This is a genomic window from Paenibacillus pinistramenti, from assembly GCF_005869875.1.
Classification (GTDB): Bacteria; Bacillota; Bacilli; order Paenibacillales; family Paenibacillaceae; genus Fontibacillus; species Fontibacillus pinistramenti.
On record NZ_VAWG01000007.1, the window covers coordinates 155,289 to 166,131 of the forward strand.

The window sequence follows — 10,843 nt, forward strand, 5'->3', positions numbered from 1 at the left end:
GGTGCATGTCCGTGTCTCCATTCCGTTCTTCCACAGGCCTTCCGGAACATCTGGCCGCATTTTTGTGCCATCTGATCCCCTTTGCGGGGGGCATAGCTTTTCTGTTTATTGAAAAAAGAAGCCGGTTTGTGCTGTTCCACGCCCTGCAATCCGTTCTGCTGTTCGGCGGGCTCATCGTGGGACATACCGCAGCCGGATTCATCCCGGTGCTCGGGCTTCTGCTGGCTCCCCTGCTCAGCCTCTTAGGCGTAGTGCTGTGGATCGCGCTTATTGCCGCTTCCCTGCAGCGGAAGTGGCTCAAGCTTCCGTGGATCGGCGATTTTGCTGAACGGCAGATCCGCAGCTGGTAAAGGCTACACGCTTGATCCCGGGAGAAGGCCTGCGGCCAGCCAGTGCTTCCGCACAGGGCGAGCGGTCTCTCCCGCTCCGGCTCCGGATTCAGCTTCGGCCCGAGCTTCCGCACCAGCTTCCGCACCAGCTTCGGCTTCGGCTCCTGTCCCGGCATCAGCCACGGCCACGGCTTCGGCCCCGCCGCCTTCAATCTGCTCCAGAATTAAATCTACTGCCCTTTCGCCCATTTCTTTATACGGAACCGCCATCACCGACAGCCGGGGAACCAGCTGGTCGCTGACCCGGTACGTATTGTCGGCAGACATCACCTTCACTTCCCGGCCGACCTTCAAATCCAGCCGGGCTGCGGCTCTGTACATCTCCAGCGCGCCATCCATCCAGTTGGAGAGATACACCGCCGGCTGTCCGTTGGCCAGATCATACTCCAGAATCGCCTGAACGTGCTCCGGCTCCAGCTTGTCCACTTTCTCTACTCTGGGCGTCCAGCCGCGCTCCGCGCAGAAATGCTCATACGCATCCCTGCGGGCCGTCTCCGCCCAGTTCTCGGGCCAGCGGCGGTCCTCCATCTGCAGGTAGGCCGCTCCCCGCACCCCGGACTGCTCCAGGTATTCCATCGCCGTCCGGACGCTGCCGTAATAATCGGCCATTACCGAATAAATGTCCTCCGCTCCCGCGTAGCCTTCAACGGATACGTACGGAACTTTATGCTCCCGCACCTGCGCCGCCCAGTCGGGGTCCTCGAATCCCAGATAATCCAGGCTGATAATGCCATCGACCCTCCGCTGGAAATACAAGGAAATCAGCTCCTCCCAGCCGGTCATCCCATCACCACGGCCGACCAGCAGCACATGGTAGCCCTGTCTCAGACAGGCCTGCTGCAGCCCCTCCAGCAGCTGCAGAAACAGCGCATTCGACGTATCCCCGAAGGCGGCGACACAGTAGCTGCGCCCCGTCTTCATCGCGCGCGCCCCCGCATCAACATGATAATTCAGCTCCCGCATGGCTTTCAGAACCGCTTCCCGTTTGGCACGGCTGACCCCGATGCCCTGCGTCCCGTTAATTACAGCCGATACCACGCTGCGGGACACCCCGGCCAGACGCGCCACATCCATACTCGTTACTCTTTTTCCCGTCATCATTCCCACCTACACCAGTTCGATTGTGCCGTTTGCAAGCGAGGCTACGCGGACCAGCGATTCTACGCGGTATCCGGCATCCGCAAGCAGGCGTCCGCCGGGCTGGAACGCTTTTTCAATGACGATCCCGATTCCCGCAACTTCCGCGCCAGCCTGCTCCACAATCCGCGCCAGCCCAAACGCCGCTTCCCCGTTCGCCAGAAAATCATCGACGATCAGCACCCGGTCGCCCGGCTCCAGAAACTTCCTGGATACCGTGATCTCGCTGCTCTCCTGCTTCGTATATGAATAAACCTTTTCGACAAAAATATCCTCAGTAAGCGTTAAAGACTTGCGCTTGCGGGCAAAGATCAGACGCACATTCAGGGCAAGCGCCGTCATAATTCCGGGGGCTATGCCGGAAGATTCAATAGTCAGCACCTTTGTAATGCTCTCTCCGGCGAACAGCCGGGCAAACTCGCGGCCGATCTCCAGCATCAGTTCCGGGTCCATCTGGTGATTCAGAAACGAATCGACTTTCAGCACCTGATCGCTGAGGACTATACCTTCCTGCAGAACCTTCTCAACCAGCAGCTTCATCAGTTCTCCTCCAAACAAGTTCATGAATTTATACAAATATTATTGCAGCAAGAATTCAAATCTGTCTTCTATTCTAACGCAAAAAGCCCGTATCCCGATACGGGATAACAGGCTTCTTTACAGCTGAGCCGCCGGAGGTGCTTTACCAATGGCTAAAAAAGAACGGGGCCGCAGGCGGTCCCCCGGGGCGGCAGGATTTTTCTCAAATAGATTCAGGCTTGCCGGGCAGAAGATTGCCCACCAGGTTCTTCAAATGCTGGTCCTCAAAATGCTCCTCTTCATTCCCGTTATCCAGCTTGCGGATAATAATCTCCTTGAAACCGGCTCCGCCGCCCGCCGGGGCGAAGGTCAGCGGCTCCTGCTTCTCCAGGCGAAGATTGGTGTAGCCCATGTCCGCAAACATATTCAAATATTCCTGCTCCGCAGGCTTGCGGTCCTCATTCAAAATAATCAGCCCGCGCAGCTCTTTCGTTTCGTTCTCATGCACAACGTCAAAGTGAACGATGCATTCCATCCCTCTTCACACTCCAATACCAGTATCGTATTCTCAGCATTTCCATCCGGGACTCCAAACATCCGGAAGAAGCCTGCAGCAGGGGGCGTGTACGCACATTTGCCAAAGCTTAAGCCGGTTCAGGATTTACGCCCACTCCATAGTTATACGGAAAATAAGCGGTCAGGAGTCTGCCTAAATAAGGCAGTTTCATGAATTTGAAGAGGATTTAAGCCCTGCTTGAATTCTTAGTAGAGCCTGATAGAGCCTAACGTCAGAGCTGCTCGGCTCCGCAGTTCGGACACCATTTCGTTCCCTTCACAAGCGGCTCGGCGCAAATTTGGCATTTGCCCGCTGCATCTCCGTAGGCTGCCGGTTTCTCGTAAGAGGAAGGTTTAGACTCCATGTTCTCCTTCCAGGTCCGGATTCTCCGGTCCAGCTCCTCCTGCCGCTCCCGCTCCCTCTCCAGCTGAAGCTGATGGCGCTTCTCTTCTTCCCGGGAAGGGGATTCGCCATATTCGTCAGGCACCTCTTTCACCAGCGGGCCGCGGTAAATCACAGTCTCTGACGATGCTCCGGCTTCATGGTAAGCCTGTTCGTCCTCGGCTTCCGGCTCTCTCTGCACAGCTGTCTCCGTCTGGGGGCCGCTGCCCTGTTCACTGCGGGACTTGAGCTTACGGCCGCAGAAAGGACAGAAGACCGCATCCTGGGGAACGACCTTTCCGCATTCGCACAGCCGCTCGTTCTTCAGCGCAGCGATCTTGGTTCTCACCTCATCCCGCTCTTCTGCAAGCAGGTCGCAGGTCTTCGCCAGCTCCATCATTTCCTTCTCCGCCTGGGACATGTCTTTGGCACGGTAGCCCTCGTAGAACACCTGACCCATCCGCTGGTAATAAATGTTCATTTCACGTTCGATATTTGAAATCTGCCCGTTGAGCTTATTGATTTCGACAACATTCTGAGCGCGCTCGCTCGCTTTATTGGCTCCGTTCTTAATTCGGTCCAAGAAACTCATAATCTTCATCCTCCGATCAAAGCAGCATCTTCTTCGTTCTTCATCAAGTTATGATGCCATCTTCTGTTTTAGACGATTGGCACAATGCCTTTATAGCAAGGTATTGCGCTGATGTTAACTATCATACCAGATTTCAAGCGTTCTGTGAAAACCTAACATGAGCAGGCCCCGGACCTGACAAAACTTTTTGATTTGAGGGGGTAATCGGAGTAAAATAGAAGAGCTTACGGCGTTATTTTTATCATTAGGAGTAGATATTTTGAGCCTATCGAATGAAACCGGCAATGGACTGCAGCTTGGCCCTATGGAACTCAAGCAGCTGTGGGAATCAGGCGGCGACCAGCTCGCCGGACTGGAGACCTGGAGACAGCTTCCCATGATGTATCAAATGGCTTTGGATGAGCTCCAGAACAAGATCAAGCTGATTCAGACGGAATGGAAACACCGACAGGGATATAATCCGATTGAACATATTAAGACAAGAATCAAGGAACCCGCCAGCATCCTCGCCAAAATGCAGCGCAAAGGATTGGCCATGACGCCCGACAATCTGGTAGGCGGCATTCATGACATTGCGGGAATGCGGATTGTATGCGCTTTTGTGAAAGATATTTACAGTCTTGTAGGTCATTTGCAGACCCGTGATGACCTCAACATTCTTGAGATCAAGGATTATATCGCGGAGCCCAAGCCCAACGGCTACCAAAGTCTTCATCTGATTGTCTCCGTCCCGCTGATCCTGATGGAAGGACCGGAGTGGATCAAGGTCGAAATTCAGCTTCGCACCTTGGCCATGGATTTCTGGGCGAGCATGGAGCATATATTGTTCTATAAATACGACAAGCAGGTGCCTGCCCATGTCATTAAAGAGCTGACAGAAGCCGCCCGCGCAGCCGATGAGCTGGATAAGAAAATGCTCGGGCTGCGCAAGGAGATCATTGCGCTGTCGGAGGGGACGGCCGGCTCCGGTAAATAAACACACCGCCGCATTCCTCCTCACAAAAAAGAGATGAACCGCCGAGGTTCATCTCTTTTTTATACAAATTTTTACAAGGGGGCTTCACGAGGCTTCTGGAAGAATCCGCCCGTCAGGCAATCGGCTGTTTGAAATGTCCGGGAGCCGGGCGTTTGAGGCCGAGATGCTCCCGCAGCGTGCTGCCTTCATATTCCTCGCGGAATAAGCCGCGGCGCTGAAGCACCGGCACAACATGATCGACAAATTCATTAAGATCACCGGGCAGAACAGGCGGCATAATGTTAAACCCGTCGCAGCCGTAACCCTCATACCATTCCTGCATCAGGTCTGCCAGCTGCTCCGGTGTACCTACGAACTGCATGTGGCCCCGTGCGCCGAGCAGCCTTCTGCCCAGCTCGATAATGGACAAGCCGTCTTTCCGGGCCAGATCCATAACCAGCTGCACTCGGCTCTTCATCCCGTTGCTTGCCTTAACCGGGTTCGGAATGTCAGGCAAAGGCCCGTCTGCCGGATAGCCGCTCAGGTCGTATTGAAGCATACCGGAGACCATCATCACTGCCTCATCCGGGTCGATCAAGTCGAGAAGCTCCCGCTCGCGCCGGAGCGCCTCTTCTTCCGTTCCGCCCAGAATCGGGGACAGACCCGGCATAATCTTCAGGCTGTCCGGCTCCCTCCCTTCAGCAGCTACCTTGTTCTTCAGCGTCCGGTAAAAGGACTGCGCGGCCGCCAGCGACTGCTGGGCGGTGAAGATGATTTCCCCATACTGCGCGGCAAAGGCCTGGCCCGGCTCGGAGGAACCGGCTTGAATCAGGACCGGATACCCCTGCGGCGGACGCGGCGTAATTAACGGGCCCTTGGAATTGTACCATCTGCCTTGATAGTCCACCGTGTGCAGCTTGGAGACATCCGCAAAGACGCCGGCCTGGCGGTCCATGACAAGAGTGTCATCTTCCCAGCTGTCCCATAAACGGGTCACGACTTCCACGAATTCGGCCGCCATCTCGTACCGCAGGGCGTGCTCCGGATGCTTCTCCCTGCCAAAATTGTTCGCTTCCGCATCAACCTGTGAGGTCACGATATTCCAGCCTGCGCGGCCGCCGCTGAGCAGATCCAGCGTGGCCATTCTACGGGCCACATGAAAAGGCTCGTTGTATGTAGTTGATATGGTTGCCGTAAGGCCGATCCGGCTGGTGGCCATCGACAAGGCAGAGAGCAGCGACACCGGGTCCAGCATGCCTGCCGCCGCCCGGCTTGGATAGATCAAGTGCAGAAGATCCGCAAAAAAGATCATATCCAGCTTGCCGCGTTCAGCCGTCGCCGCAAGCTGCTCATACAGCTTGATGTCAAACATCTTCTCCACGCCCGAATCCGGGTGCCTCCACCCCGCGTGATGATGCCCGGAAAAGTACAGAAATGCGCCAAGGTGAAGCTGTCCGTCCCTTTTGCTGCTCATATCATCCAACTCCTCTATTTAAGTTCTTCTGATTAAGTTCTTCTGCTTATGTGCTGCTGATCAGCCTTTATAAGCGCTGCTCCATCTCAGCCAGTGCCGTTCAAGAACCCGCACGCCCATATCCGACAGCTTGCCAACGGCGATGAACACAGCGAGACCCACAAACACAATGTCCGTATTGCTGAACACCCGGGCATCCTGAATCATATATCCAATGCCCGAGCTTGCCCCCATCATTTCCGCGATAGCCAGAATCAGCCATGAGGCGCTGACCGCGAGCCTGATGCCGAGCAGAATATTAGGCAGTGCAGCCGGAAGGATAAGGGAAACCAGCTTCTGAACAGCGGAATACTGCAGCACGCGGGTCACCTCATGCAGCTTGCGGTCTGCCGTCCGGACGCCTAAGAACGTGTGAAAATACACAGGAAAGAAAGAGCCCAGGGCTATAATCAGAATTTTGGAAAATTCTCCGACACCGAACCAAAGGATGAACAGAGGAATCAAAGCCATCAGCGGCACAGTCCTCAGCATCTGCAGCGAAGGATCAAGCGTCCGCTCAGCCCATTTGCCAAGCCCCGTAAACAAGCCGAGGAGCAGACCTGCTGCGCTTCCGAGAAGGAAGCCCGTGACGGCGCGGACCGCGCTGGCACCCAAATGCCGGGGGAGTTCACCCGAAACGCACAGCCGGACAAACGTCTGGACGATCCGGGACGGCGCCGGCAGCTGCGCTGCCGAAACAATTTCGAGCATGGCCACGGCCTGCCAAACGATCAGGATGACGAGCGGCACGATCCATCCCTGAAGCTTTGCCGCCCCGGCCGCCTTTAAGCTCCAGGATTTCAAACTCCAGGGTTTCAATCTTCTGCCCTGAATCTTCACCGGCCCGGAATGGCCGCCGATTGGCGGCGTATTTTCCATCAGCTTGTTCATTAGAGGACTTCCTTTCTATGATCCTGCCACCGGAGAAGCCGGAATTCTGCCAGCTTCACGATCGAATCGGTCAGCTTGCCGACAACGGCAAACACAATGATTCCTACAAAAATGACGGCTGTAAGCGAGAAGGATCTTGCATCATTGATGATGTAGCCGATTCCGGAGCTGGAGCCCATTAATTCTGCTACGATCAGCGCCAGCCAGCTGACACCGATTGAAAGCCGGGCCCCCAGGAAGATGGAAGGCAGCGATGCCGGTAATATTAGCTTGAAGATAGTCTGCAGCTTCGAAAACTGCAGTACACGGGCAACATCAAACAGTTCGTTATTCACTGAACGGACACCGAGAAAAGCGTTAACATAGAGCGGAAAGAAAGCCGCTTTGGCAATCAGGAGAATCTTCGAGGCTTCCCCGAATCCGAACCAGAGAATAAACAGGGGCGCTACCGCCAGATGGGGAAGCGTGCGAAGCAGCTGAATCGAAGGATCAAACAGCTTCTCCGCCTTAAGGGAGAAGCCGACCCAGAGGCCTGCAGCGAGCCCAAGCCCTCCGCCCAGCAGAAATCCCAGGGTGGCGCGCCTGCCCGAGATCAGCAGATTGCTCCACAGCTCACCGGAATTGACCATATCAATGAACGCTTCCCAGATCTCCTTTGGAGGCGGGATCAGGACTGCATTCACCATCCCGTGCGAGGTGGCGTACTGCCAGACGACCAGGAGGACCAATGGCAGCAGCAGCCCTAAGAGCCCGTTCACGATTCGGATCGACAGCTTGCTTTTGGATAAGGACATGAACGATCACGCTCCTTTGAAAGCACGAATTAGGATTTATTTTCCTCGGCATATTCTTTTAGGGCCTGCTCAATAAAGCTGTTGTCGAACACTTTGGAGACGTCTACCTGCTTGCGGATTGTTCCCAGCTTATACTGGAAGTCCGCAGTGGCTTGCTGCTGAGCAATTGTTTCGGGACTGACAGGCGTATTGATGTAGGTTGAGCGTTCCTGAAACCCCTTCATCATTTCAACAGGAATCTTGTTCTCATCAGCATACCGCTGCAGGGCTTCGTCATTGTTGGCCGTCTGCCAGTCAAGCGCCTTTTGAATAACCTTGAGATAAGCCACGACAAGTTCAGGATATTTATCCGCAAATTCGGTCCGCACTAACTGGAAGGAGGGGGACAGGATGCCTGCGCTTTCTCCGTCCGCGATAATTCTGGCCTTGCCCGTCGCTGTATTCAGCGTGATACTCGGGTCCCAGACCGACCATGCGTCTACCTTGCCTGCTTCAAAGGCCGCCTGCGTTTCATCCGGCTGAAGTTGGATAATCTGCAGATCGGATTCCTTGATTCCTTCTTTCTCAAGCAGCTGGTACAGGAAATTGAACGCATTGCTTCCCTTCGTTACCGCCACCTTCTTGCCCTTCAGATCGGCCACCGTCTTAATCGGGCTGTCTTTGGACACGAGGAGCGCCACATTGTTCTTGCCGCTGAGCGTCTGCGCTACAATCTTGAAATCTATTCCGGCCGCTTGGGCTGCGATAGGCGGCAGGTTCCCCATACCGGCGAAGTCCAGATGGCTGGAAGCCATCGCTTCAACCATTGGAGGCCCGCTCTGGAATTCAGAGAACTCGACCTTGGCGCCGTATTCGCCAAAGGCTTCCTCAAACCACTTCGCCTCCTGGATTTTGCCGAACAATCCGCCTTTGCCCTGATAGCCTATACGAACTGTAACGCCTTCATAGGAAGGCTTGGAAGAGTCTCCCGTCTGAGCTTTTGAATCTTCTGAAGCACTGGCCGCCTGGTTTTGGTCCGCAGCGGCAGCTGTGGATGACGCTGATTTATTGGAATTTCCGCACCCTGTAACAGCCAGAAGAAACGTAATAACCGCCAGGAAAGTTAATGCTTTCATTCTCATAATTTCATTCCCCTTTGAAATTTTATTATGGGTATTAAATACCGGCTCCCTCGTCAATCAAAGGACTCTCCACCTTCTCAAATTCATTTAGCACAAGGCTGCGGAATTCCTGGAAAGAAGGGGTATTCCGTTTGCGCGGGTAAGGAAGATCAATCCCGATTACATTCCGGATGTGCCCGGGCCGCGGGTTCATAATGACAACACGTTCACCAAGGAAGACCGCTTCGTCCAGATCGTGCGTAACGAAGAGCATTGTCGTACGGTTCCGTTCCCAGATCTCCAGCAGAACCTCCTGCATGTGTGTCCGGGTGAAGGCATCCAGCGCGCCAAACGGCTCGTCGAGAAGCAGGACATCGGGCTTTCGCAGCAGGGCTCTGGCAATGGCAACCCTTTGCGCCATACCGCCGGACAGCTCGCGGGGATAAGCGTGTTCAAATCCTTTAAGCCTTACCAGCTCAATCAGCTCAGCCACCCGCTTCCGGACCACCGGACTGCGGAGGGACAGGTTGGCCGCAATGTTCTTCTCCACCGTAAACCAGGGAAAAAGGCGGGGCTCCTGAAAAATAACTCCTTTATCAATTCCGGGTCCAATAATCGGTTTTCCGTTCAGCTCCACTTTGCCCTCATAATGGGAATCCAGGCCGGCAATGATCTTTAAGAGCGTGCTTTTACCGCAGCCGCTGGGCCCGATGAAGGTGACAAACTGCCCTTTTTGAACCTGCAGCACGATGTCGTGAAGGGCAGAAACCTTGCCCGAAGGGGTTGAAAAAGTTCTGTACAAATTCTCAATGGTAATCAAATATATTCCTCCTTTGTCCACTAATCTTATGTATTTACTTGGTTTTAATTTTAATAAAAAGGGCATTTCTCCAGTAGACTGGAAAAGCTGCCTCTCACAAACCGAATATTCAATCGGTTTGTTATTACGTATTATTGCCTGATAGAAAGGGGATGTCAAGAAGATTTTTCCAACCTCAAAACCCTCACCTTACGCCCTGTTCCTTTTGTCCAGCAGTTTCAAGACTCCTTCGGCGCGGATCGGCGCCTGAACCTCGGCACCCGGCACTCTTTGCAGGGTCAGTCCCTGAATCAGGCTGACAAAATAGAATGCAAGCTCTAACGGATCACCGTCAATAATGGTGCCTTCCCGTTGACCCTGCTCCATTATTTTTCGAATAGGATCCAGGTTTCGCGTAAAACGCTCCGTTACCTGGCTGCGGGTGCTCGGAAGCGTGGTTTCGGCTAATCTTGCACTATGTATGAGAATGGTATGGGCCCAGTGGTTGCGTACAGACAGCCAGCTTGAACAAATCAAATGCAGCTTGTCTAATGCCGGCAGGCTCATGGCCTCCGTCTGGGATACGAACCCGCCGTAGGCGGTCTGCCCCCGTTTCAGGATTTCATCAAAAATCTCGTCTTTCGACTTGAAGTAATGGTAAACGTTGCCCACGCTGACCTTGGCAGCGGCGGCTATATCGCTGATGCTCACTGCTCCGATTCCCTTCAAAGCAATGACCTCCAGGGCACAATCCAGAATGTGATTGAGGCGTTTCTCCCGTAAAATCTGGTCTTTCTCTACATTTCTTGCCACTTTGGTTCTTCCCCTCCTGAAATGCAAATTGTTCCTGCAGGCAGACCAAACACCCGGGAATTATTTGTTCCCGGGTGTTTGTACCGTTTCGTGCAGGCCGGACTCGCGCTGCGCCGTCCGCCGCACGATCAGGTCCAGGCCGTCCGGCGCTGCCGGGACGTCCGGAAGCAGTGCGGCCAGCCAGCTGCGCACGCTGACCGCGGCCCCGCCGCCCGCGTCTGCCGCCGGAGCAGGCAGACTGCAGGCCTCGGCGAAGCCGGGGCCCGGCTCGTGCAGCGCGCCTCTGGCGGCGGCTGCGCTGAGCCACTCGGCGATGCCGGGCCCCGCACCCGCCGGGCGGGGGGCCGCCGCTGCGCCCGCGCGCTGCACCGCGGGCGGCTCCAAAGGCGCGTCCGGGCCGCCGG

12 protein-coding genes and 1 pseudogene are annotated in these 10,843 nt (G+C 55.0%); 2 read left to right on the forward strand and 11 right to left on the reverse strand.

Annotated features, from left to right (window positions below; genetic code table 11):
* Positions 1–11 precede the first annotated feature (11 nt).
* Entirely contained in the window at positions 12–350 is a 339-nt protein-coding gene (locus FCN15_RS10935; RefSeq protein WP_138495043.1) for a DUF4870 domain-containing protein, read from the forward strand.
* A 3-nt stretch (positions 351–353) separates the two neighbouring features.
* Here FCN15_RS10935 and FCN15_RS10940 read toward each other — a convergent pair whose 3' ends face one another.
* From FCN15_RS10940 to FCN15_RS10955, 4 genes are all read right to left on the reverse strand, one after another.
* A complete protein-coding gene (locus FCN15_RS10940; protein WP_138495044.1) occupies positions 354–1,487 on the reverse strand; it encodes a LacI family DNA-binding transcriptional regulator in 1,134 nt (377 codons plus the stop codon).
* A gap of 9 nt (positions 1,488–1,496) precedes the next feature.
* Positions 1,497–2,066 (reverse strand): xanthine phosphoribosyltransferase, encoded by a 570-nt coding sequence (locus tag FCN15_RS10945; RefSeq protein WP_138495045.1) that lies wholly within the window; start codon positions 2,064–2,066, stop codon positions 1,497–1,499.
* A 202-nt stretch (positions 2,067–2,268) separates the two neighbouring features.
* A complete protein-coding gene (locus tag FCN15_RS10950; RefSeq protein ID WP_138495046.1) occupies positions 2,269–2,580 on the reverse strand; it encodes a hypothetical protein in 312 nt (103 codons plus the stop codon).
* A gap of 253 nt (positions 2,581–2,833) precedes the next feature.
* Positions 2,834–3,574, reverse strand: a complete 741-nt coding sequence (locus FCN15_RS10955) for a zinc ribbon domain-containing protein (RefSeq protein WP_138495047.1) — start codon at positions 3,572–3,574, stop codon at positions 2,834–2,836.
* A 304-nt stretch (positions 3,575–3,878) separates the two neighbouring features.
* Here FCN15_RS10955 and FCN15_RS10960 point away from each other — a divergent pair, with 304 nt between their 5' ends.
* Positions 3,879–4,550, forward strand: a complete 672-nt coding sequence (locus tag FCN15_RS10960; protein ID WP_138495061.1) for a GTP pyrophosphokinase — start codon at positions 3,879–3,881, stop codon at positions 4,548–4,550.
* A gap of 112 nt (positions 4,551–4,662) precedes the next feature.
* Here the strand turns inward: FCN15_RS10960 and FCN15_RS10965 are convergent, their stop codons facing one another.
* From FCN15_RS10965 to FCN15_RS19310, 7 genes and pseudogenes are all read right to left on the reverse strand, one after another.
* Complete coding sequence (locus FCN15_RS10965; RefSeq protein WP_138495048.1) at positions 4,663–6,003, reverse strand: LLM class flavin-dependent oxidoreductase; 1,341 nt, start codon at positions 6,001–6,003, stop codon at positions 4,663–4,665.
* A 60-nt stretch (positions 6,004–6,063) separates the two neighbouring features.
* Positions 6,064–6,933: an ABC transporter permease gene (locus FCN15_RS10970; RefSeq protein ID WP_238996622.1), complete on the reverse strand. Its 870-nt coding sequence runs from the start codon at positions 6,931–6,933 to the stop codon at positions 6,064–6,066.
* On the reverse strand, positions 6,933–7,727 hold the full coding sequence (locus FCN15_RS10975) for an ABC transporter permease (protein ID WP_138495049.1): 795 nt from the start codon (positions 7,725–7,727) through the stop codon (positions 6,933–6,935). The genes FCN15_RS10970 and FCN15_RS10975 overlap by 1 nt, the downstream gene beginning before the upstream one ends.
* Positions 7,728–7,756: 29 nt before the next feature.
* A complete protein-coding gene (locus FCN15_RS10980) occupies positions 7,757–8,848 on the reverse strand; it encodes an aliphatic sulfonate ABC transporter substrate-binding protein (protein ID WP_238996623.1) in 1,092 nt (363 codons plus the stop codon).
* Between the two features lie 34 nt (positions 8,849–8,882).
* Complete coding sequence (locus FCN15_RS10985) at positions 8,883–9,647, reverse strand: ABC transporter ATP-binding protein (protein ID WP_238996625.1); 765 nt, start codon at positions 9,645–9,647, stop codon at positions 8,883–8,885.
* 189 nt (positions 9,648–9,836) lie between these two features.
* Positions 9,837–10,439 (reverse strand): TetR/AcrR family transcriptional regulator, encoded by a 603-nt coding sequence (locus tag FCN15_RS10990; RefSeq protein WP_238996626.1) that lies wholly within the window; start codon positions 10,437–10,439, stop codon positions 9,837–9,839.
* Positions 10,440–10,499: 60 nt separating this feature from the next.
* Positions 10,500–10,843 (reverse strand): annotated as a pseudogene (locus tag FCN15_RS19310) (hypothetical protein); the annotation flags it as partial.

Excerpts from the sequence above, each read along its gene's own strand:
- FCN15_RS10940 (WP_138495044.1), bottom strand. The coding sequence starts at position 1,487 with ATGACGGGAAAAAGAGTAACGAGTATGGATGTGGCGCGTCTGGCCGGG.
- FCN15_RS10945 (WP_138495045.1), bottom strand. The coding sequence starts at position 2,066 with ATGAAGCTGCTGGTTGAGAAGGTTCTGCAGGAAGGTATAGTCCTCAGC.
- FCN15_RS10950 (WP_138495046.1), bottom strand. The coding sequence starts at position 2,580 with ATGGAATGCATCGTTCACTTTGACGTTGTGCATGAGAACGAAACGAAA.
- FCN15_RS10955 (WP_138495047.1), bottom strand. The coding sequence starts at position 3,574 with ATGAGTTTCTTGGACCGAATTAAGAACGGAGCCAATAAAGCGAGCGAG.
- FCN15_RS10960 (WP_138495061.1), top strand. The coding sequence starts at position 3,879 with ATGGAACTCAAGCAGCTGTGGGAATCAGGCGGCGACCAGCTCGCCGGA.
- FCN15_RS10965 (WP_138495048.1), bottom strand. The coding sequence starts at position 6,003 with ATGAGCAGCAAAAGGGACGGACAGCTTCACCTTGGCGCATTTCTGTAC.
- FCN15_RS10970 (WP_238996622.1), bottom strand. The coding sequence starts at position 6,933 with ATGAACAAGCTGATGGAAAATACGCCGCCAATCGGCGGCCATTCCGGG.
- FCN15_RS10975 (WP_138495049.1), bottom strand. The coding sequence starts at position 7,727 with ATGTCCTTATCCAAAAGCAAGCTGTCGATCCGAATCGTGAACGGGCTC.
- FCN15_RS10980 (WP_238996623.1), bottom strand. The coding sequence starts at position 8,848 with ATGAGAATGAAAGCATTAACTTTCCTGGCGGTTATTACGTTTCTTCTG.